Origin of the sequence: Zoogloea sp., from assembly GCF_041914405.1 — a bacterium.
In the GTDB taxonomy this organism is placed as follows: Bacteria; Pseudomonadota; Gammaproteobacteria; order Burkholderiales; family Rhodocyclaceae; genus Zoogloea.
Map to the genome: position 1 here is coordinate 55,961 of NZ_JAYSDK010000018.1, position 21,063 is coordinate 77,023.

General features: G+C 61.0%; 19 protein-coding genes. 10 read left to right on the plus strand and 9 right to left on the minus strand.

Translation table 11 applies throughout. The features are described from left to right. Positions 1-6: 6 nt before the first annotated feature. Positions 7-1,341, minus strand: a complete 1,335-nt coding sequence (locus ACE3RX_RS12465) for an NAD(P)/FAD-dependent oxidoreductase (protein ID WP_374483923.1) — start codon at positions 1,339-1,341, stop codon at positions 7-9. A 171-nt stretch (positions 1,342-1,512) separates the two neighbouring features. On the opposite strand from ACE3RX_RS12465, the gene ACE3RX_RS12470 reads away from it, so the two are divergent. Next, positions 1,513-2,424 carry a MerR family transcriptional regulator gene (locus ACE3RX_RS12470; RefSeq protein WP_374483926.1) on the plus strand — a complete coding sequence of 304 codons (912 nt, stop codon included), beginning with the start codon at positions 1,513-1,515 and terminating at the stop codon, positions 2,422-2,424. A 40-nt stretch (positions 2,425-2,464) separates the two neighbouring features. Here the strand turns inward: ACE3RX_RS12470 and ACE3RX_RS12475 are convergent, their stop codons facing one another. Further along, positions 2,465-3,394 carry a LysR family transcriptional regulator gene (locus ACE3RX_RS12475; protein WP_374483928.1) on the minus strand — a complete coding sequence of 310 codons (930 nt, stop codon included), beginning with the start codon at positions 3,392-3,394 and terminating at the stop codon, positions 2,465-2,467. Positions 3,395-3,511: 117 nt separating this feature from the next. Here ACE3RX_RS12475 and ACE3RX_RS12480 point away from each other — a divergent pair, with 117 nt between their 5' ends. From ACE3RX_RS12480 to ACE3RX_RS12495, 4 genes are all read left to right on the plus strand, one after another. Beyond that, positions 3,512-4,087, plus strand: coding sequence for an antibiotic biosynthesis monooxygenase (locus ACE3RX_RS12480; RefSeq protein WP_374483930.1), 576 nt, complete (start codon positions 3,512-3,514; stop codon positions 4,085-4,087). A 218-nt stretch (positions 4,088-4,305) separates the two neighbouring features. Then, a complete protein-coding gene (locus ACE3RX_RS12485) occupies positions 4,306-5,268 on the plus strand; it encodes a hypothetical protein (RefSeq protein ID WP_374483932.1) in 963 nt (320 codons plus the stop codon). Next, complete coding sequence (locus ACE3RX_RS12490; RefSeq protein WP_374483934.1) at positions 5,265-6,203, plus strand: GNAT family N-acetyltransferase; 939 nt, start codon at positions 5,265-5,267, stop codon at positions 6,201-6,203. Before ACE3RX_RS12485 ends, ACE3RX_RS12490 begins: the two co-directional genes overlap by 4 nt. Then, the gene (locus ACE3RX_RS12495) at positions 6,200-6,787 is read left to right on the plus strand and encodes a GNAT family N-acetyltransferase (protein WP_374483937.1); all 588 of its coding nucleotides are present in this window, start codon (positions 6,200-6,202) and stop codon (positions 6,785-6,787) included. Before ACE3RX_RS12490 ends, ACE3RX_RS12495 begins: the two co-directional genes overlap by 4 nt. Positions 6,788-7,004: 217 nt before the next feature. On the opposite strand, the gene ACE3RX_RS12500 is transcribed toward ACE3RX_RS12495, so the two are convergent. After that, positions 7,005-8,642, minus strand: a complete 1,638-nt coding sequence (locus ACE3RX_RS12500; RefSeq protein WP_374483939.1) for a flavin-containing monooxygenase — start codon at positions 8,640-8,642, stop codon at positions 7,005-7,007. A 395-nt stretch (positions 8,643-9,037) separates the two neighbouring features. Further along, entirely contained in the window at positions 9,038-10,747 is a 1,710-nt protein-coding gene (locus ACE3RX_RS12505) for a sigma 54-interacting transcriptional regulator (protein WP_374483941.1), read from the minus strand. 226 nt (positions 10,748-10,973) lie between these two features. Between ACE3RX_RS12505 and ACE3RX_RS12510 the strand changes: the two genes are divergently transcribed. After that, positions 10,974-11,921 (plus strand): alpha/beta hydrolase, encoded by a 948-nt coding sequence (locus ACE3RX_RS12510; protein ID WP_374483943.1) that lies wholly within the window; start codon positions 10,974-10,976, stop codon positions 11,919-11,921. Between the two features lie 98 nt (positions 11,922-12,019). Next, positions 12,020-12,931, plus strand: coding sequence for a transporter (locus ACE3RX_RS12515; protein WP_374483945.1), 912 nt, complete (start codon positions 12,020-12,022; stop codon positions 12,929-12,931). 345 nt (positions 12,932-13,276) lie between these two features. Here ACE3RX_RS12515 and eutC read toward each other — a convergent pair whose 3' ends face one another. The 5 genes from eutC to ACE3RX_RS12540 form a co-directional block, all read right to left on the minus strand. After that, on the minus strand, positions 13,277-14,071 hold the full coding sequence (gene eutC, locus ACE3RX_RS12520; protein WP_374483947.1) for an ethanolamine ammonia-lyase subunit EutC: 795 nt from the start codon (positions 14,069-14,071) through the stop codon (positions 13,277-13,279). Position 14,072: 1 nt separating this feature from the next. Then, complete coding sequence (locus ACE3RX_RS12525; protein ID WP_374483949.1) at positions 14,073-15,464, minus strand: ethanolamine ammonia-lyase subunit EutB; 1,392 nt, start codon at positions 15,462-15,464, stop codon at positions 14,073-14,075. A gap of 57 nt (positions 15,465-15,521) precedes the next feature. Next, the gene (gene eat / locus ACE3RX_RS12530; protein ID WP_374483952.1) at positions 15,522-16,973 is read right to left on the minus strand and encodes an ethanolamine permease; all 1,452 of its coding nucleotides are present in this window, start codon (positions 16,971-16,973) and stop codon (positions 15,522-15,524) included. A gap of 20 nt (positions 16,974-16,993) precedes the next feature. Beyond that, positions 16,994-17,875 (minus strand): TorF family putative porin, encoded by an 882-nt coding sequence (locus ACE3RX_RS12535; RefSeq protein WP_374483956.1) that lies wholly within the window; start codon positions 17,873-17,875, stop codon positions 16,994-16,996. Positions 17,876-18,197: 322 nt separating this feature from the next. Further along, positions 18,198-18,461 carry a hypothetical protein gene (locus ACE3RX_RS12540; RefSeq protein ID WP_374483958.1) on the minus strand — a complete coding sequence of 88 codons (264 nt, stop codon included), beginning with the start codon at positions 18,459-18,461 and terminating at the stop codon, positions 18,198-18,200. Between the two features lie 15 nt (positions 18,462-18,476). Between ACE3RX_RS12540 and ACE3RX_RS12545 the strand changes: the two genes are divergently transcribed. The 3 genes from ACE3RX_RS12545 (at position 18,477) to ACE3RX_RS12555 (ending at position 20,971) form a co-directional block, all read left to right on the plus strand. Continuing rightward, positions 18,477-19,166: a helix-turn-helix domain-containing protein gene (locus ACE3RX_RS12545; protein WP_374483960.1), complete on the plus strand. Its 690-nt coding sequence runs from the start codon at positions 18,477-18,479 to the stop codon at positions 19,164-19,166. Positions 19,167-19,618: 452 nt separating this feature from the next. Then, positions 19,619-20,032, plus strand: a complete 414-nt coding sequence (locus ACE3RX_RS12550; protein ID WP_374484019.1) for a bacteriohemerythrin — start codon at positions 19,619-19,621, stop codon at positions 20,030-20,032. A 165-nt stretch (positions 20,033-20,197) separates the two neighbouring features. Beyond that, a complete protein-coding gene (locus tag ACE3RX_RS12555; RefSeq protein WP_374483964.1) occupies positions 20,198-20,971 on the plus strand; it encodes a slipin family protein in 774 nt (257 codons plus the stop codon). Positions 20,972-21,063: the final 92 nt, after the last annotated feature.

The following is a 21,063-nucleotide window of genomic DNA, read 5'->3' on the forward strand; positions in this document are numbered from 1 at the left end:
CTTTTCCTAGACCGCTTCTGCTTCTCGGTGCAGGTGGCTTGCCACGTCTTGCCAGGGCGCCAGGACCCCCAGGCCGTTGGCGACTCGCAGCGCGGACTTCAGGCCGTCCTCGTGGAAGCCGTAACTGCCCCAGGCGCCGGCCAGCCAGATGCCACCTTCGCCCTGCACCCTGCCCAACCGTTGCTGTGCGGCGATGGCCGGACCATCGAAGATCGGGTGCGCGTAATCGAATTCGGCGATCACTTTGCTGGGGTCCGGCTCGCGGACCGGATTCAGGGTTACCACCACCGGGGCCGAGAACGGCAACGGCTGCAGTTTGTTGATCAGGTAGGACACGCCAACAGGCTGCGCATTTGCGTCGGCGCCCGGCGCCGCCTTGCCGCCGAAGTAATTCCACGCCGACCACAGCTTGCGATCGCGCGGCAGCAGGGCCGGGTCCGTGTGCAGTACGGCGCGGTTTGGCTGGTAGCCGATGGCGGACAGCACCTCGCGCTGCCCGTCGCTCGCCGTCATGCCGAGGATGGAGCGCGCCTGATCGCTGTGGCAGGCCAGTACCACCTGATCGAACCTTTCGCTGCCGCCTGCATGCACGACACTCAGGCCGTCCGCTGTACGCGTGACGGCATGGACCGGGCAGGCGATGCGCAGATCACCGAGCTGGGTGGCGATCTTCCTGACGTACTCGCGTCCGCCACCCTTGACTGTGCGCCACATTGGACGGTCGAAGATCTGCAGCAGGCCGTGGTTCTGGCAGAAGTGGATGAAGGTAGCGAGAGGCATGTCGAGCATCTGGCCGGTCGGGCAGGACCAGATCGCAGCGGCCATGGGCAGCAGGTACCAGTTGGAAAAAGCGTCCGAATACCGACCATCGCGCAGGAAGTCGCGCAGGCTCTGCGTGGTGTCCGGACGGGTTGCCAGCCAAGCGGTGCTCTCGCGGTTGAAACGGAGGATGTCCGATAGCATCGACCAGAACTGGGGGCGCACGAGGTTGCGCTTCTGCCCGAAGAGGGTCGCCAGACTGCTGCCAGCCCATTCCAGATCCGGCGTTTCCAGGCTGACCGAGAAGGACATTTCGGTCTCTACACTATCGACACCAAGGAACTCGAACAGGGCGATCAGGTTAGGGTAGGTTTTCTCGTTGAATACCAGAAAGCCCGTGTCGACCGGATGTGTCTTGCCTTCGAGCTTCACATCGACCGTGTTGGTGTGGCCGCCAAGATAGGAGCCCGCTTCGAACACCGTGACGTCGTAGCGGCGGGACAGCAACCACGCCGTGGCCAGGCCGGAGATCCCGGCGCCGACTACCGCGATACGTTGCCTCGGGTTGATTCTGGCGTTCACGCTTTTCTCCTGATGACACGCGTTTAGCGCGAGACTCGAGGCGGGGGCTTGTCCTTGCGCTCCTGCATTCAAGTCGTTTGTTTGTCCTAGACAAATATGTTTTTTGTTCGTAAGGTAGTGAGCCAAAGCTGTTATGTCAACGGTTTGTCTAATATTTGTTTAGGACAAATTATGAATACCCCGGGCTTCACCATTGCGGCTGTCGAGCGCGACACTGGGCTCTCCAAAGATGTCCTGCGCATGTGGGAGCGGCGTTACGGTTTTCCTGTCCCGGAGCGCGACGCACACGGCGAGCGCGTCTATCCGGCCGCGCAGGTCGAGCGCCTGCGTGCGATAAAACGCCTGATGGATCAGGGATATAGACCCGGAAAGCTGATTGCCACGCCGATTGATGAGCTCAGTCTGCTGGCGCCGCGCCGCGGTCGACCTGCGGTCGTGGAGGGACGGGGAGTCGATCATCCGGAGCATGGCGAGCTGCTCGCGTTGCTCAGGCAGCATGACGCCAACGCTTTTGTCCAGGCTCTGCAACAGCGGTTGGCCCGCCAGGGATTGCAGCGTTTTGTTCAGGACATCGTCGCACCGCTGACGCAGCAGGTCGGGGACGCCTGGGAGGACGGACATTTCGAGGTGTTCGAGGAACACCTGTTCACCGAGCTGACCAAGCGGGTACTACGACAGGCCATCGCCGGCCTGCCACAGGGCGGCGCCTCGCCGCGCGTGCTGCTCACCAGCGTGCCGGACGAGCAGCACATGCTTGGCCTGTTGATGGTTGAAGCCCTGCTGGCGCTTGAAGGAGCGGAGTGCATTCCGCTCGGTACGCAAATGCCCTTGCTGGAAATCAGCCGGGCTGCGGCAGCGCACCGAGCCGACATCGTGGCCCTGTCGTTCTCGGTGGCCTTTCCAGCCCGTCAGCTCCCTCGGCTGCTTGAGCAATTGCGGGCGGCGCTGTCAGCCGACGTCGAGTTGTGGGTGGGGGGGCGCGGGGTCTCACGCCTCAATCCGCCGGCCGGGGTCCGCTGCTTTGCCAGTCTGGACCAGGGCGTCGAGGCTCTGGCGGCATGGCGGAGCGCGCACGCCGGATAGCAGTTCCTTGCCCCTCTCCGTCGGTGAGGGCAGGCATGTTTCAGCCTTCGGGCCGTTTGGCGTTGTCATCCAGCAGGCCGACGAGCGTTTCGCGCAACCAGGCTACTGCAGGGTCGGCGTGGTTGCGCGGGTGCCAGGCCAGACGCAGGCCGAACCCGCGGTCGTCGAAGGGTAGGTCGAACATGTCGAGCACGCTGGCGAAGCGGCTCCGCAACATCGACGGCAGGGTGCACACGTAATCCGAATTACGCAGGATTTCGGGCACCAGCATGAACTTCTCGACGGATACCACCACGGTGCGATGGCGCCCCCGTTCGGCCAGCGTTTCGTCGATGTACCCGCTGAAGTGCCCGCCGAATTCCGTGACCAGCACATGCTGCAGGGCGCAGTAAGCGTCCATGTCGAGGCTTGCCGTGCCACGCGGATGGCCTTTTCGTTGCGCCATTACGAAGGAGCCGTGGAGCAGGGGCCTGACTTTCATCGAGGCTGGCAGGAGACGTTCCGAGGCGATCAGCAGATCGACCTCCCCGCCTTCCATCTGCGCCGCGATCAAGCCGGCATCGGGGTTGCGGAAGGCGATACGCACGCCGGGCCCGGCGCAGGAGGCCAGCTTCTCGATGAGCGGCAGTCCGAGCACTACCATGGCGGTATCGTTGGCGGCGATCTGGAAGGTGCGCTCGTCCGTCAGTGGGTTGAAGCTCGGCCGGTACTGCACGACTGATTCGAGGTCCTTGAGCACGGAATGAAGGATCGGCCCCAGGGCCAGCGCGCGGGCGGTGGGTGTCATCCCGCGGCCAGCCTCGGCGGGAAGCAGTAGTGGATCACCGAAGATCTGGCGCAGGCGCGCCAACTGCGCCGACAGTGCTGGCTGGCTCAGGTGCAGGCGACGGGCAGCCCGCGTTACGTTGCATTCGGCCAGCAGCGCGTCCAGGGAAACCAGCAGGTTCAGGTCAATCTGGCGTAGATCCACGATGGGGTATCTTCTTGGTGGATTGGTCGAATACGGATAATCGATTTCAACTATATATCCGTGGCCTCCATACTCCAATCAACGCGTTCAACGCGACGCACATAAAAGGAGAAAACCATGGAAGCCAACGCCACCAAGACCCAGCCGGGTAGCGCGAACCCCGTCATCCGCATCGCCCGCCGCCACATCCGGCCGGGGAACGAGGCTGCATACGAAGCCTTGGTTGGTGAGATGTTCCAGCAGATGCAGGCCTGCAAGGGCTTCCTCGGTGCGGAACTGATCCCGGCCAACGCGCCGGACGGTGAGCATCAGGTCATCATCCGCTTCTCGTCGGAAGACGCGCTCGCCAACTGGGACGGCAGTGCGGCGCGTTCCGAGCTGCTCGCCCGGATGGCCAAGCTGGCCGACACCGACCCGGAGTATCGCCGTCTTTCCGGACTTGAGGCCTGGTTTACGCCCGCCGTCGTGCCCGCCACGATGCATCCGCCACGGGCGCGCATGGCGCTGGTGACCTGGATGGGCATCTTTCCGACGGTATCGCTGGTCCTGTGGTTGATCGAACCGCTGCTGCGTCCGTACTTGCCCTTTTTGCCCAAGGTTGCCTTGCTCACCGGGCTCATCGTTGTGACGATGACCTGGGGCGTGATGCCGCGGCTTACCCGGATGATGCGTGGGTTTCTGAATCGGCAGTAAAGCTAGACGGTTTATGAGATATGGGACTCCAAGGTTGCGCTGCTAAGGAGGTGCGGGTATGTTCTGCCTGCCGTTGCTTGGCGGAAATTCAGGCAGTTGAAAAAAAGCGACTTTTCAATGTCTTGCCGCGAGCGCTAGCTAGACATGTTCCATGTGCCCTGTTAATGGACTGCGCCTGGGTTCCTGAACGTTTACTCTGAATTTAAAAGCGTACCCCTGTGCTCGACGTATTTTTCACCGCGGATGTTGAGATCTGGTGCGATGGGTGGGATGACATCGACAAGAAGTTCCCTGACGCTTTCAGGAAGTACGTCATAGGGCCCACGTCCCGTGGCAATTTTGGCTTGCCGTACCAGCTGAAGGTTCTTTCGGACCATGGGTTACGCGGCACCTTCTTCGTTGAGCCACTGTTCTCGACGCGCTTCGGCAGCCAGGCTCTCGAGGAAATCGTTGGTCTCATCCGCGATGCTGACCAGGAAATCCAACTGCATCTGCACCCTGAATGGGTAGACGAATCGATCGAACCGCTCATTGCCAATGCGTCGGAGAAACGACAGCATTTGTTTCAATACACGCTGGAAGAGCAGATGCAACTCATCGAAGCTGGGGCAGCCCTGCTCAGCAAGGCGGGGGCACCCGAGATCAATGCGTTTCGGGCTGGCAGTTTCGGATTTAACCGGGACACCCTGCGCGCCTTGTCAGCCAACGGTATCCGGTTCGACAGCAGCTACAATGCCACGCTATTCGGCCCCGACAGCGGCGTGTCGCCGGGGGTGTTGCTGCACGAGCCCATGGAGTGCGAAAACGTCATCGAGTATCCGATGACGGTTTTCCAGGACGGCTTGGGGGCGCTACGCCACGTTCAACTGACTGCCTGCTCTTCCAGTGAGATTGAGGCGATGCTTTGGCAGGCACTGGAAGTCGGCCGCAAATCGTTCGTGATCCTGTTTCATAACTTCGAACTGCTCTCTCCATCCAAATCTATGGCGGATGACGTCGTGATCCGGCGCTTCCGGCGGCTCTGCGAATTTCTCGAACGAAACCGGGATTGTTTCCGCACTACTGGTTTTCACGGGCTGGAACCAAAGATTGTCACTACCCAGCCCATGCCGCTCAAGTCAAACTTCTGGAATGTGGCTACCAGAATTCTTGAGCAAATCTATCGTAGGAAGTATCGATGAGTCGTTGGAAACTTCGGAGTGTGCCGTTCAAGTATCAGCTAAGTGACTGGACGCTGTTGAGCATCCCGCTGAACCTGCAGTGCAGGTCGGTTCCACTTTTCGGCGAGCCGGCCACTCAGACGATTCAGGTGCCGCCGCCGAGCGAGTTGGAGCAAGGCAGTCAGGGTTTCCTGATCCGGGCACTGCCCGTTGTCGATGAGCTCCCGAAGCTGAGTCGACAGGATGGCTACCTCTGCTACGTTCCTCTTCAGTATGAACACTGCTATATCGATCTGACTCTCACGCTCGAGACGTATCAGAAGAAGTTCTCATCCAAGACAAGATCCACGATCAATCGAAAGATACGGAAATACGCCGAGCACTGCGGCGGTACGATCAATTGGCGGAAATTCGAAACGCCTGAGCAGGTTCGTGAGTTCTTCTCGCTGGCCCGCAGTGTTTCAAAGCTCAGCTACCAGGAGCGACTGCTGGACGCTGGCCTGCCGGATTCCGAAGCATTCATCCAGCAGGCTGAAGCGCTTGCCGCCGACAATCACTTGCGTGCCTACATCCTCTTCGATGGCGAGCGACCTGTCTCATATCTTTACTGTCCGGTTGAGCAGGGGGTGTTGATTTACGCTTATCTAGGATACGACCCCGAGTACATGAAACTTTCCGTCGGTACGGTGCTTCAGTGGCTGGCGCTGGAGTCCCTATTTGGCGAAGCCTGCTTCACAGCCTTCGACTTCACCGAGGGGCAGTCGGATCACAAGCGGCTGTTTGCTACGCACCAGACGAAGCGTGCAAATGTGTTCCTCGTCAAGGCATCACTGCGGAGCCAACTCATCATTCATTCGCACCTCAGGATGGATCAGTTCTCTAGCTGGTTGGGCGTGACCTTGGATCGACTGGGCGTGCGGGCAAAGGTCAAGCGCTTGCTGCGGTTCGGTAGATGATGCAAGCGGTGCTGGGCATGGTGAAAGAACTGGCAAAAAAGATCGGTCGATTGATACTCGGTGAGTATTCGGCCTACTATGTTTATTCAAGCCAGGAAAAATCCGGCGCGCCTCCCGGCCTTGAGTCGAGTTCCAGCCGTTGTATTCGGCCCGTCGACAAAAATGCAGTCGAAACAAGCGGAGAAGCGCTGATTCGCGATCAGGCGTTCTACCTGGGCTCGGAAGCGCTTGCTTATGCGAGCTACCTCGACGATCGCATCGTAGGCCTGTGCATCTATTGGTACGGAGAGCGCTATCGAAAGCGCAATTTCTGGCCGCTGCAGAGCAGGGAGGCCAAGCTCGTTCAAATCGTCACGGTTCCTGGACAACGCGGTGCCGGCATCGCGACCGAGCTTATCGCCTTCTCCTGCATGGATGTGCTTGCAAAGGGGTTTGACAAGACCTACGCGCGCATCTGGCACTCCAACACGCCGTCGATTCGCGCCTTTGAACGCGCCGGTTGGTCGCGTCGTGCTCTGGTACTTGAATTCAACCCACTGCGCCGAAAGCAGCCGATACGAATGCAGTTCGAAACCAAAGCGTAATCGTCTCCTGCCCGGCAACTGGATGCCGCCACCGCGCGAATTGATGCGATCAAGCTGTTGATGTTGGCCGAAGTGCGATTTCCACTCATTTGAAACGACAGGTTCAAAATTTTGCCGTGACACCTCTGGGTGTCACGGCAAATCTTCGCGAGCCTTAGGTTGTAATGGAAAGCGCCCGGCTCAGCAAAGAAAGTCCTTCTCTGCGTAGGACTAAGGATCAGCGGGCGCGCGTCAACGTGAAGCCTGCATAGCCTTCGGCCGCGCTGCGACTGATGACCTCCTTGTAATGCTTGCCGCCGCCCAGATACACCATGAAGACCCGTGGCTTACCGGGAATGTTGGCGCCCAGGTACCAGGAGGTGGCCTCGGGCAGCAGGGTCGCGTCTGCCAGCTCCTTGGTGTGCCGGATCCAGCGATCCTCGTCCGCCGTGTCGGCGCTGATGGTGTCGTAGCCATTCCCGTCCATGTAGGTGATGCAGTTGGCGATCCATTCGCAGTGCATCTCAATGCCTAGCGGCATGTTGAACAGCACCGACGGGCTTTGCGGGCCGGTGATGAAGAACATGTTGGGGAAGCCGTGGGCGCCCAGGCCATACAAGGTGCGCGGGCCGGCCGACCAGTAATCCTTCAGGGGCTTGCCGCCTTCACCGCGGATATCCATCTTGAACATCGCGCCGGTGAAGGCGTCGAAGCCGGTGGCGTAGATCAGGATGTCGAACTGGTAGTCGGCGCCAGTGGTCCGCAGCCCGGTGGGGATGATCTCCTCGATGGCGCTCTTCCGGATGTCGACCAGCTGCACATTGTCCCGGTTGTAGGTCTCGAAGTAATTGGTTTCGCAGGGCTGGCGCTTGGTGCCGTAGGCCTGGCTTTCGGGCGGGCAGAGCAGCTCGGCCACCGCCGGGTCCTTGACCCGTGAGCGGATCTTTTCACGCACGAAGTCGGCCGCATATTTGTTGGCCGTCGGGTCGAACAGGGTGTCTCCGTAGCAGCCGATCCACAGGCTGAAGCCGCCGTCTTCCCAGCACGCTTCATACTGCTGTCGGCGCGCCTCGGGGCTATCGGCGAGGGCAGAGGGCTTCAGGCGCTCGAAGGGTACGCCGGCGAAGGAATCCCAGGCTTGCTGCCGGAGTGTGCGATAGCGCTGTTTGACTTCACGGTCCACCGCAGGATTCATCGGTTCGTTACGCAGCGGCGTGCCGTAGTTGGGCGTCCGCTGGAATACGGTCAGATGCGCGGCCTGTTCGGCGATGACCGGAATGGCCTGCATGGCGGTGGCGCCGGTCCCGATGATGCCGACGCGCTTGCCTGCGAAATTGACACCCTCCCTGGGCCATTTGCCGGTGAACAGCACCTGCCCCTCGAAGCTGCCGTGACCCTTGAATTGGGGAATGTTCGCGTCCGACAAAGTCCCGACGGCGGGAATGAAGAAGCGTGCAATCACGGTTTCGCCGCTATCCGTCGTGACGATCCAGCGCTGCGTCTCATCGTCGAAATGAGCGGATTTGACGCGGGTGTTGAAGGTGATGTCTTTATTGAGGTCGAATTTCCGTGCCACGAATTCCAGATACTCGAGAATTTCCGGCTGCGCGGCGTATTTCTCGGACCACGTCCATTCCTGCTCGAGCTCCGGAGAGAAGGAGAAGGAATAGTGGTGGCTGGGTATGTCGCAACGCGCGCCCGGATAACGATTCCAATACCAGGTCCCTCCAACTCCATCGGCACTTTCGAATACCCGCGCCTTCAGCTTCAGGGTGTCCCTGAGCAGATGCAGCATGTAAAGCCCGGCGAAGCCGGCGCCCACGACAACCGCGTCGGCAAAAGAAGGGTCCCGCTTTTCAGGGAGGGCTTGCGTCATGGTTTTGTCTCCTGTCTTGTCGATATGTATTTATGCAAGCGCTCGGAATTGCCGGATCGGGAATGAGCGGAATGCTTGAGTTTCGATTCGCTGCCTGCATCCGGGGCATCCGGTGCCCGCAAGGCTAATCAGCAAAGCCTGTGCCAAAGAAAAATAGACAATACAAAACAGGGGCTTGAGTCAAAATGACCGAATAAGGATCAACAGGCAGGCTGTGTGTCGTTTCATAAAATCATCAAGCGATTTCATGAAATTATGAAATCGCCAATCAGGGGGGAATTTATCGCGGAAGCTGGATGCGACGCGCCCCCGGACGCGCAGGGCAAATGCCGCGTTTCCGGGGGCGCGATGGTTGGCGGATTGGTGTGTGAGTCGGGCGAGCCCGCCTGCGCGTCCTATTCTCCTTTGAGTTTTTCGAGCCGATAGGCGAGCTGGGCCCGGGTCATACCGATCAGGCGGGCCGCTTGCGTCACATTGTCGTTGGCCAGGGCCATTGCGTTGCGGGTGATTGAGGACTCGAAATCGGAGATGGAAAAGCCCTCGTTCAACAATCTGACGCTCAGCTCGTCGTAGGGTGAGCGGGCTGGGGGGCGCTCGCTGTCCAGTTTGAGGGCCCCGGTCTGTGAAACGAGGGTATGGCCCGCATCTTCATCGGGCGGGGAGGCGAACAGCGAGTCGATGTCGATGCTGCGGTTATGGTCGGTCAGGATCACGCCGCGCTCAATCATGTTCTCGAGCTCCCGGATGTTGCCGGGCCAACCGTAGTTCTTCAGCGCGCGCAGGGCACGGTCCGAAATGCCCAGCGTGGTCTTCTTGTACAACGCATGGAACTTACCGAGGAAATGCCGGGCCAGGAGCGGGATATCCTCCGCGCGCTCCCGCAGCGGCGGGATCGACACCGGATAGACATTGAGCCTGTACAACAGATCGGCGCGGAATTTCCCCTTTTTCACTGCTTCCTGAAGGTCTTCGTTGGTGGCTGCGACGACCCGCACGTCGATCTTGCGTACGAAGGTACCGCCAACCCGTTCCAGTTCCCCTTCCTGCAGCACCCGTAACAAGGCGGCCTGGGCGCCAGGCGTTAGCTCGACCACTTCGTCGAGGAAGATCGTGCCGCCATCGGCGCGTTCGAACTTGCCCTCACGGCTGACGTTGGCGCCGGTGAACGCGCCCCGTTCCACGCCGAAGAGTTCCGAGGCGATCAGGTCCGGCGGAATCGACGCACAGTTCACCGCCACGAAGGGCTGGGCGGACCGATCCGACAGCGCGTGCAGGCTGCGGGCGAAGACTTCCTTGCCAACGCCGGTTTCGCCAAGCAGCAGGACCGATGCGCGGCTTTTTGCACCCCGCTCGATGAGATCCTTTGCTTTCAGGAAGCCGGCCGAACGCCCGATGAAGCTGACCGAGTCGGTCGGCGAAGAGCGCGCCGCGCGGACCGTTTCCTGCAGCTCGGAGACCTGGGTGCGCAGGGCGAGCAACTCCTCCGCCACCGAATCGGGCTCGTAGAATTTCTCCAGCTCCGCGCGGTCGTCCCATTCCTCCGCAGGTTTGCCGATGATGCGGCAATGGGCGGCGCCACAGCCCGCGCAGGTCTCCTCCTTGAACAGGATCTTGCGGCCCATGTAATAGCTGGTGAAGCCGCTGGAGTAGCCGATCAAGGTCCAGCACACCGGCTCTGCCGCCAGGCCGAACTGCTGCTGATGGGCCTCGGCCTCGTAGGATTCCGTCCATTCGAAGCGGCCGATGAAGGCACCGGTGGACAGGTCGAAAGACAGCTCCAGCGGCTCCACCTGCACCAGCCCCTTGATGCAGGCCAGCTGGGGGCCGACCAGAAAGGCATCCGCCGTCGTGATCTCCGGCCGCAGCTTGCGGGCGAGCGCCGCATCCTTGAAGCCGGCATGAAAGCCGAAACGCATCAATAGCCCGCGGGCCCGCTCCAGGCCCAGCGTTTCGATGAGCTCCCTGCGCAGCAGGCTCATGCCTGAAGCATGAAACAAGAGCATGCGCTGTTCGTTGAACCACACTTTGCCGTGGGCCGGGTCGAAACGGACCTGGGACAACAGGTCCGCATCCGACGGGTACTGGGGGCTACAAATCTTGCTCACTGATCACGCCTTTCTGCCGAGGCCCGTTTCATCAATTCATGAATCGACTTCATCAAATTCTCAAAACTCCCACCGCGCCTGCACAAGGGAAGCCCCTTCTCGGTGCATTGCATCAAATTCCGTTATTGCATGATCAATATAGCTTTTTGCTTTCATTTGGGTCCAGTGGCATGGCCGTTGCTGATGGGCGTGGGCGCTTTGCACATCACCAAAGGAGACAAGAACAATGCCACTCGATCAGGCATCGACACAGATGCTGCAACAACTGGTAGAAATGGGCGCCAAGCCGTTTCACCAAATGAGCCCGGACGAAGCCAGGCGCTTTCTGGCCGCATTCCGGCCCGCCTATGGCAGCGGGCCGTCCATGAACCGGGTCGTGGAGGAAATGCTGCCGATACCGGGCGGCCATTGCGCCGTGCGCGTGCTGATTCCGTCGGACGACATCTGCGGTGTGATTCTCCATTGCCACGGCGGTGGCTGGGTTACGCTGTCCATCGACGATTACGATGCCTTCGGGCGAACGCTGGCGGACCAATCGCGTTGCGCCGTCGTGCTCGTCGAATACCGTCTTGCCCCAGAGCATCCATTTCCCGCCGCGCTGGATGACTGCCAGGTCGCATTGAACTGGCTTGCCGATGCCCGCGGCCGACTGTTTGGCCAGGCATCCCTGCCGCTCATCGTGTCCGGCGACAGTGCCGGCGGCAATCTCGCCGCGGTGCTCGCCAATCGTGCTGCGCGGGGGCAGGGCCCCGAGCTTGCGATGCAGGTTCTGCTGTATCCGGTAACCCAGGCCCGGTTCGATACCGACAGCTATCTCAATCCCGATTTTCAATTGCTGCTGTCGCGGGAAGACATGGCCTGGTTCTGGAGCCATTACTTGCCCGACGCGGTCCGGCGCGACCTGCCGGATGCCTCGCCGCTCCACGAGGCGGACGTCTCCAGGCTGCCGCCCACGTTGATCGTCGGTGCGGAAATGGACGTGCTGAACAGCGATGCCGATGCCTATGCAGCCAAGCTGGAGGCGGCCGGCGTGCCGGTGGTCCACCGTCGCTTTGAGGGCCAGATGCACATCTTCGCCACCATGATCAACGTGCTGCCGGCCAGTGCCGAGGCCATCCGCCTGATCGCCGACGAAATCGACCGCGTCCTCGCGACCACGCTGGCGCACACATAAGAGCAGCCCCATCAATCGAGAAGGGCAGGGCGGCACGCGCCAGCTTCAGGTGTTTGCCGTAGCCCCGTACGACCCAAAAGAATACCGGAGACAACAGAATGAAGAAGCTCGTGCTTTGCGGCGCCGCACTTGCGCTGGGATTGAGCAGCGGTTCGCGCGACGCGGCCGCCACCGAAAATGGCGCAACGAACTGGCCTATCGGCGTCAATACCATCCTTCCTGCGCTATTACCGCCGCCGGGGAATACGCAGTTCTACAGCTATACGGTGCGTTACAGCGCGAACCGTTTCGTGGATGCCGGCGGAAAGTCGATCATTCCCGGCCTCAAGCTAACGCAATACGCGCAAGCCTTCCGCTTCGTCCATACTTGGGATTACCAGACCGAAGGCGGCGTGCGTTTCAGCAGCGGCATGATTCCCTCTGCGGATTACACCAAATTGCGGATCGGCGGCATGCCGGACGACGCCACCGGATTCAATCAGGTTTATCTCACGCCCCTGTACCTGACTTATTCCCCGTCACCGTCGCTGCATTTGCTCACCGGTTTCAGCGGATTTGTCCCGCTTGGCAATTTCGACCGCAATGGCCTGGCCAATACCACCAGCAATTACCGGTCCTATGTGCAGGAATTCGGCCTCACATGGTTCATTACGCCGGCGTGGGAGCTTTCCATGTCGCCCACGTTGTCCTTCAACGAGCGCAACAAGGCGACCGGCTATCGCTCTGGCAATGTGCTGAACACCGATTTCAGCGTCGGCTACCGGCCTTCATCCATGCCGCAACTGCAGCTGTCCCTGGCTGGCTACCACACCTACCAGTTCTCCGACGACCGAGCCGAGGCCGGTGCCGTTGCCGGCGGCAACCGTTTGAAGAAACTCGGGCTTGGTCCGCAGGTCTTCTACGCCTTCGACAAGGCGAGTGGCATCGTCTTCAAGGCCTTGCATGAGGTGGACGTGGAGAACGGGCCCAAGGGCAATTCGTTCTGGGTGCAATTCTCCACGCCGATCTGAGCCTCTCAGGTAACGGAGGAACCTGTATGTAAGGCTTGCGGGTTCCTCGGCGCAGCGTCAGCGCCGTGGCTTCCAGGCGACCAGGTAAGGACAATGCGGGCTTCCCAGTCTGAGATTGCTTCAGGAGTCCGCCATGTCCGGTATGGCCGTCATCCTCGAATGAGCAGCAGGCCGTAGAGTGAGCGAAGACTGACGACCTCTTCGAGTGCCATTCCTGCACCTCGAAATTTGGCGGGGATGATTGAATTGCGCCAGGCCATGCAAAGACAGCCAATGCCGTAGACGCAAAAAATGGGTTGAGGGGGAGATCCTCAACCCAAAAAGGTGACATCAACTACAAAGGGACTACTCCAGAAGAAAGTTCTGCCCAACCCGGCCAAGGCGCTGGGGCGCGGCCGCGGTCTCGTCCTTCAGCATCACGCCGGACAGCTCCCGCCGGAAGGCTTCGGTGACCAGGTACATCAGCTTGTGGATCGCCTCGCCGTACTCAAGGCCGTCCTTGCGCACGTTGGAGATGCAGTTGCGCTGCGCGTCGTTGATGCCCGGCTGCGGAGCCCAGGTGAGGTAGATGCCCATGCTGTCGGGCGAGCTCAACCCCGGTCGTTCGCCGATCAACACGATTACCAGCTTTGCGCCGAGCGCCTTGGCAATCGGGTCCCCGATGGCAACCCGGCCCTGACGCACGATGCTGATCGGCGCCACCGTGAAGGTCTGCTTGGCGAGCTCGGGCATCAGCAGGTCCAGGAAAGGCAGGGCGTTCTGCTCGATGGCGAAGGCGGACAGCCCGTCCACCACCACGATGGAGATGTCGCATTCGGCTCGCGCATCGGCGAAGGCTTGCAGTTGCGCCGTCGACGCATCGGACGGAATCCGCCCGAGGTCCGGCCGCTGCAGATAGATTGCCCGGTCCTGGGCCGCGCTGTGCACCATGAAGCTGCGCCAGCCGCGCGTGTCCAGCGCCATGCGCAGCGCCTGCTCGTCGAGCGGGTGATGCACCGCGTTGCGGGCCCGCGCGTGGGCGAACTGGAATTCCAGGTGTGGGCGCGTCGGCAGGCTGGTGCCGGCCCGCCCGAGTCCGATGCGGGCCTGGGTAAAGCGCGTCAGCACGTGCCACAGGTTCGGGGTGAGGATGTCGCTCATGTCAGACTCCCAGCTTGCGGATGCTGTCGAGGAAAATCCCCGGCGTCTTGTCGGCGAGGATCTTCGCGTCGCCGGAGAAGATGCCGACCCGCTGCAGCCAGGCCTCGAACTCGGGCGCCGGCCGCGAGCCGAGCACCTTCCTCACGTAGAGCGCGTCGTGGAAGGATGTGGTCTGGTAATTGAGCATCACGTCGTCCGAGCCGGGGATGCCCATTACGAAGTTGATCCCGGCCACGGCGAGCAGCGTCAGCAGCATGTCCATGTCGTTCTGGTCGGCCTCGGCGTGGTTCGTGTAGCACACGTCGCAGCCCATCGGCACGCCCAGCAATTTGCCGCAGAAGTGGTCCTCGAGGCCGGCGCGGATGATCTGCTTGCCGTCGTACAGATACTCCGGGCCAATGAAGCCGACCACGGTATTGACGAGGAAGGGCGAGAATTCCCGCGCCACCGCGTAGGCCCGTGCCTCGCAGGTCTGCTGGTCGACGCCGTGGTGGGCGTTGGCTGACAGCGCGCTGCCTTGCCCGGTTTCGAAATACATCACGTTCTGGCCGACGGTGCCGCGCCCGAGGGCGCGGGCCGCCTCGTAACCCTCGCGGAGAATCCCCAGGTTGATACCGAAGCTGCGGTTCGCCGCCTCGGTGCCGGCAATCGACTGGAACACCAGATCCAGCGGCGCGCCGCGGTTGATCGCCTCGATGCTGGTCGTCACGTGGGTCAGTACGCAGGATTGGGTCGGAATCTCGTAGCGGCGGATTACCGCGTCAAGCATCTGGATCAGCGTGATCACCGCGTTCACGTTGTCAGTGGCCGGGTTGATGCCGATCACTGCGTCGCCGTTGCCGTACATCAGCCCGTCGACGACGCTCGCCGACACGCCCGCCGGATCGTCCGTCGGATGATTGGGCTGCAGGCGGGTGGATAGCCGGCCGGGCAGGCCGACGGTGGTGCGGAAGGCGGTGACGACGCGGCATTTCTTGGCCACCAGGATCAGGTCCTGGATGCGCATGATCTTCGACACCGCCGCCGCCATCTCGGGCGTTAGGCCCGGCGCGAGGCGTGCCAGAGAGTCTTCCGTCGCCAGGTCGGACAGCAGCCAGTTGCGGAAATCGCCAACCGTCAGGTGCACCACCGGCTGGAAGGCTTCCGCGTCATGGCGGTCGATGATGAGGCGGGTGACCTCGTCCTGCTCGTAGGGGATGACAGTTTCCGACAGGAACTGCGCCAGCGGGACTTCAGCGAGCGCCATCTGGGCGGCGACCCGCTCCTCGTAGTCGGCCGCCGCGACGCCGGCGAGGTAGTCGCCGGAGCGGGCCGGCGACGCCTTGGCCAGCAGATCCCGCAGATCCTGGAACCGGTAGACCTTGTGGTCGACAGTATGGGAGTACATCGGCATGGGGTGTTCCTTGCTTCTCTGCCGCGGGGGCCGGGGCGATGCCCGGCCCCCGCACGGTTAGGCCTTGGCCTTCGAAGTGAGCTGCTGCTCCAGTTGCATCTCTTCTGCGGATTCGAGCATGTCGTCCAGCGGCGCGGTCTCGCGTTGCCCCTTGACGGCGATGAAGACGACGTAGCCGACCACCAGCAGGCCGAAGAAGACCGCGGCCACCGCGCCGTTGTAGTAGATCATTGTGGCGAGGCAGACCACTGCGCCGATCAGCGCGAACAGCGGGAAGTAGGGGTAGAAGGGCGCCTTGAAAGGCCGCTCCATGCCCGGCTCGGATTTGCGCAGCTTGAACAGGGACAGCATGCTGACGATGTACATCACGATCGCGCCGAACACCGACATGGTCACGATGTTGGCGGTCAGGGTCTGGCCACCGAACTGGATCAGCTCGTCACTGTAGATCGCCGCGATGCCGACCACGCCGCCGGACAGGATCGCCCGGTGCGGCGTCTTGAAGCGCGGATGCACCTCGGCGAACCATTGCGGCAGGTAGCTGGCACGGGCCAGCGCGAAAATCTGCCGCGAATAGCCGAGGATGATGCCGTGGAAGGACGCAATCAGGCCGAACATGCCCAGCCACACCAGCATGTGAGTCCAGCCGCTGTTCTCGCCGACGATGTACTTCATGGCCTTCGGCAGCGGGTCGTTGATGTTCGACAGCTGGGTCCAGTCGCCGGCGGCGCCCGCAAAGATCATCACGCCGATGGCCAGCACGAGGAGGGTGAGGATCCCGGTCGTGTAGGCGATGGGGATCGAGCGCTTCGGATCCTTCGCCTCTTCCGCCGCCATGGCGACGCCTTCGATGGCCAGGAAGAACCAGATCGCGAACGGCACCGCCGCGAAGATGCCCGGCACCGCATCCATGCTGAACGTGTCGTGGCCGGCCCAGCCGCCCTTCATCAGGTTGCTGATCGAGAAGCCCGGCGCGACGACGCCCATGAACACCAGCAGCTCGAAGATCGCCATCAGCGTCACGACCAGCTCGAAGGTGGCAGCGATCTGCACGCCGACGATGTTGAGCCCCATGAAGACGAGGTAGGCGCCCACCGCCACATGCTTGGGGTCCAGCCCCGGGAACTGCACGTTCATGTAGGCACCGATCGCCAGTGCGATGGCCGGCGGCGCGAACAGGAACTCGACCAGCGTCGCCGTCCCGGCCAGGTAGCCGCCGAAGGGTCCGAAGGCATGGCGCGCATACGCAAAGGGGCCGCCTGCATGGGGAATGGAGGTGGTCAGCTCGGTAAAGCTGAAGATGAAGGTGGCGTACATGGCGGCGATGAAGATCGCCGTCACGAAGAAGCCCAGCGTGCCGGCCGCAGCCCAGCCGTAGCTCCACCCGAAATATTCGCCGGAGATCACCAGCCCGACCGCGATGCCCCACAACTGCCAGGTGCCGAGGGTCTTGCTGAGCTCATGGTGCGTCACGCTGCCGACGTGCTTGCCGTGCTTTTCAAGTTCCATGGATGCCATTCCTCCTCGGGTCAGAACGCACGGGCGATCGAGACGACTGCGCGGGTCCGGGCGACGCTGTCGGTGTCACCGCTGCCGGTCAGCGCCGCGTAGTGCTTGAACGCATCCGGCCGGGTCGTCGCCCAGACGGACAGCCCCAGGCTCCAGTTGTCGGCCAGCGTCTTGTTCACGCCGATCCGCGCGTAGGACCAGTTGAGGCCGGTGCTGTGGGCGATCCATTCCCGCCCGAGCTGCAGCGACACATTGACCGACTCCATCACATCGTAGGACGCGCCCAGCTCGGCATATTGGGAGCCGCGGGTTGATCCGGTCACGCCAGCCCGCGGGTCTTCCGCCGAGAATACGCCCGGCGCGGAATTATTGACGTTCCAGCCGTAGAAGCGCGTCAGCGTGCGGCCGTATTTCACCGATAGCCAGTCGTAGCTGATCCCGATTGAGGGCTCCAGCGTATTCGGCTTTGAAGACGTGAAGGTCTTTCCGTCCAGCGCCTTGCGGTAATCGCCGCACGGGTAATAGACGTAGAGCATATTGAGATCGAGGGTGAACAGCGAGCCCAGCCCGGTCTTGTAGCCGACGTAATAGTCCGTTTCGAGATTGGCCCCCGGAACCCATTTCTCCGAAACATTGGAGGCCCAGAAGCCGGCATATACGCCCGAGGCATGCTTGAGATCGACGCCGAATTGCAGTGCCGGCCCGCCGAAGGTCTGGCTCAGGCCGCGCCAGACGTAATCGTTGCTGAAGGAAACATTGCCCGTCATCGAATAGCCCGGTGCCGCCGGCGTGGCGCCGGATTGCTCGGCAGCCCAGGACGGAGCGCTGAGAAGAAAACCCGAAGCCATCCCCAATGCGGCATAGCGCGCAACGCGCAGGCCGCAGCCTTGAAACTTGATCACCATTGTCTCCTCGTTATGGATATAGGGGACTGCGTACCGCTTTCCGCGTCCCTTCCGTAACGTTAAGTCAGCGCCCAATGCGCCGCTATCGCAAATCGGCAGACCTGAAGTAGAGCTTCAAGATGCTGATTTAAATGGGGATCTTCGTTGTTGGGCGTACCTCTGCCGGTTCGTCGTCAAGCGCAAGGCGGCGCGTGCTGTCCAAAATCGGCAAGTGTGCGACCGACGGCGACACCTCTTGCCGCCGCTATTTATCGTGATACTGTATTCCCGCTTCCAGGAATTCGAGATGAACGATTCGTCCCTTACGCGGCTACCCTTTTCAGAGAAAACAGCGGAAAGTGAGAACCACATCCGCTCCGTCCGCACGTCGGATCTGGAAGAACAGGCCGCCCAGTTGAAGGGCTGGCAGCAGCATTACTCGCAGCTTTCCGCAGGGGCCTTCAAAGGGGAATTCAAGGAGCTCGATTTTCCCGGTCTCCAATTGTTTTTCGAGACGACCAGCAGCACGCTTTTCCAGACCGGTGCAATGCCGCCGGATATCGTCGCCATCGGCTTGCCATTGGCGTATGAGGGTGACGGCCATTTTTGCGGCGAATCCATGTCCACCGCGGCATTGCATTGTTTTGCGGGGCAGGGCGGATTCGAATATTTGTCGCCGGAAGGCCTGGTCATGTCGGGCATCGTCATCCGGGCCTCCGACCTGCTCGATCAACTCAGCCGATCCGAAGCGGAAAAAGTCGCCCAGGTGCTCGAAAGACCGCAACTGGTCAAGGTGGACGAAAAGAGCATCGCCTCCCTGCGCAGCTTCATCACCGGCATTTCGCTGATGGCCGAACGCGCCCCGCAGACCCTCGAAAGCGACTATCTGCTGCACTCTCTCGGGCAGTCCATCGCCAACGCCTTCATCGATACGATGCTGACGCGCATCGATACCGAGACGGTGCGCATGAGCAATGCCCAGCGCCTCAAGCTCATCAAGAACGTGCGTGACATCGTCGTCGGCACGCCGGATACACCGCCGAGCATCCAGGAACTCTGCGACACCCTCAACGTGAGTCGCCGCACGCTGCAGAACTGCTTTCAGGTCGGCCTGAACTGCACGCCGCTGGATTTCATCAAGATCGTCCGCCTCAACGGCGTCCGCGCCATGCTCCGGCACTGCGCCACCGTCTCCGAAGCCGCATCCCACTGGGGCTTCTGGCACTTCGGCAACTTCGCGCGGGATTACCGCGCCTTGTTCGGCACGCTGCCTTCCCTAGAGCATGGGCAGTTGCAGAAATCGCGCTAGCCATCCGACGCCTGCCCCGCGTTCTCGCTGTACTTGCGCCATCCTGGCTGCCGATCAACAAAAAAATTTATGGATCGATCAGAACAATCAAATCCGGTCTGACTGTTCTGACGGTACTCTGTCGGCTGTCTCCTCCACCCTCCTCCTTTGGTGTGGATTAAGCCCAGGCCCGCATAGCGCCTGGGTTTTTTTTCGTCCTGCGTGGGTAAATTGTAAGTATTAACCCCTACATGAACTCTTGTGCTAGAGTCGCCGCCGACATGGAGGAGCCGCAGGAGGCGCAACACAGACAACCATCAAATACAGTTGCCTTCCTGTAGTTGGAGTGAGAACGGGACTGCTCAGATTGCTGGGCAGTCCCTTTTTTGTTGTCAAAATCCATTAAAAGTGATCTTCCTCATATCCATTTCATGAGCCTTGCGTAAAGTCTCAGGAAAAAGAATGGATTGAAGATGTCGCTCGAATGGCATGACCGCCTCCAGGTAGATGGAGCTCAGATCGATAAGCAGCATCAGCAGCTTTTTGCGCTGTGTGATTGCCTGCCAGTACAAACGAGCACTGGCAATCCTCCCGTTCACCGGGACATTCATGAGATCCTCAATGACTTCGCCGCGCTGCTGAATAGCCATTTCGCGCACGAAGAGATGCTCCTGGAACTGAACAGATGCCCTGGCTTGGTCGAGCATCAGCGAGAGCACATGGCGATCCAGGAACTGGTCGCTGACTTGCTATGCAGTTGCATGAGCAGCGGCGTAGATCTGCGGTTGCTACAGGAGATCATCAAGAACTACCTGGGCACGCACATCGTCGACTGGGATCTTAAGGACAAGGCTTTTCTGGCCAGCGCCGTGGCCGGAACCCTGTAAGCGTGGCCTTTGGACAAGGGCAGTCTCATAACGGATCGACGTTCGTCAGCAGTCCCCGCGCTCTTTGCTCCCTGAACGTATCACCAGCACACCGATCGGCGTAGTCTAGGTGTACGGGATGCCTCTCCCGGGTGTTCCGCAATCTTCAGGAACAGGAGGCAGCAAATGTTTTGGGATGCAGTTGAAATCGGCTTCTTCACGCCGTTTCTGATTCTCGCGGCAATCCTCTTCCTCGCCTCGGCCATTCGTATCTTCCGCGAGTACGAGCGGGGCGTCGTCTTCACCCTGGGCCGCTTCCAGCAGGTGAAGGGGCCGGGGCTGGTAATCATCATCCCCGGCATCCAGCAGGCCGTGCGGGTCGATCTGCGCACCGTCGTGCTGGAAGTGCCCACCCAGGACGTGATCTCGAAGGACAACGTCTCGGTCAAGGTCAGCGCCGTGATCTACTTCCGCGTGGTGGACCCGCAAAAGGCGATCATCCAGGTCGTCGATTTTATGAACGCCACCAGCCAGCTCGCGCAGACCATGCTGCGCTCAGTGCTTGGCAAGCATCTGCTCGACGACATGTTGTCCGAGCGCGAAAGGCTGAACCTGGACATCCAGCAAGCCCTCGACACGCAAACCGACGCCTGGGGCATCAAGGTCTCCAACGTCGAGATCAAGCAGGTGGACCTTACGGAATCCATGGTCCGCGCCATTGCCAGGCAGGCTGAAGCGGAGCGGGAGCGGCGCGCCAAGGTGATCCACGCCGAAGGCGAGCTGCAGGCCTCCGAAAAACTCTTCCAGGCCGCCAGGATCCTGGCGCAGGAACCGCAGGCCATCCAGCTGCGCTACCTCGAAACGCTCACGGTGATCGGTGCCGACAAAAACACTACCGTCGTCTTCCCGCTGCCGATGGATGTCATTGCCCCGTTTCTCAAGAAGGATACCGGCAACTAGCCCAACAACACCGTCGCGCCTAGCTCCACGCCCACAAGAAGCAGGAGTCGGAAGAGGAGGGTAGCAAGACAACCGCTGCGCAGCCTTCCGCC

Coding starts and splice junctions, on each gene's coding strand:
- ACE3RX_RS12470 (WP_374483926.1), top strand. CDS start 1,513: ATGAATACCCCGGGCTTCACCATTGCGGCTGTCGAGCGCGACACTGGG.
- ACE3RX_RS12480 (WP_374483930.1), top strand. CDS start 3,512: ATGGAAGCCAACGCCACCAAGACCCAGCCGGGTAGCGCGAACCCCGTC.
- ACE3RX_RS12490 (WP_374483934.1), top strand. CDS start 5,265: ATGAGTCGTTGGAAACTTCGGAGTGTGCCGTTCAAGTATCAGCTAAGT.
- ACE3RX_RS12495 (WP_374483937.1), top strand. CDS start 6,200: ATGATGCAAGCGGTGCTGGGCATGGTGAAAGAACTGGCAAAAAAGATC.
- ACE3RX_RS12500 (WP_374483939.1), bottom strand. CDS start 8,642: ATGACGCAAGCCCTCCCTGAAAAGCGGGACCCTTCTTTTGCCGACGCG.
- ACE3RX_RS12510 (WP_374483943.1), top strand. CDS start 10,974: ATGCCACTCGATCAGGCATCGACACAGATGCTGCAACAACTGGTAGAA.
- ACE3RX_RS12515 (WP_374483945.1), top strand. CDS start 12,020: ATGAAGAAGCTCGTGCTTTGCGGCGCCGCACTTGCGCTGGGATTGAGC.
- eutC (WP_374483947.1), bottom strand. CDS start 14,071: ATGAGCGACATCCTCACCCCGAACCTGTGGCACGTGCTGACGCGCTTT.
- ACE3RX_RS12525 (WP_374483949.1), bottom strand. CDS start 15,464: ATGCCGATGTACTCCCATACTGTCGACCACAAGGTCTACCGGTTCCAG.
- eat (WP_374483952.1), bottom strand. CDS start 16,973: ATGGAACTTGAAAAGCACGGCAAGCACGTCGGCAGCGTGACGCACCAT.
- ACE3RX_RS12540 (WP_374483958.1), bottom strand. CDS start 18,461: ATGGCCGTCACCCTCATACGCCAATGGCAAGCCGATGGCGACGATATC.
- ACE3RX_RS12545 (WP_374483960.1), top strand. CDS start 18,477: ATGTCCACCGCGGCATTGCATTGTTTTGCGGGGCAGGGCGGATTCGAA.
- ACE3RX_RS12550 (WP_374484019.1), top strand. CDS start 19,619: ATGTCGCTCGAATGGCATGACCGCCTCCAGGTAGATGGAGCTCAGATC.
- ACE3RX_RS12555 (WP_374483964.1), top strand. CDS start 20,198: ATGTTTTGGGATGCAGTTGAAATCGGCTTCTTCACGCCGTTTCTGATT.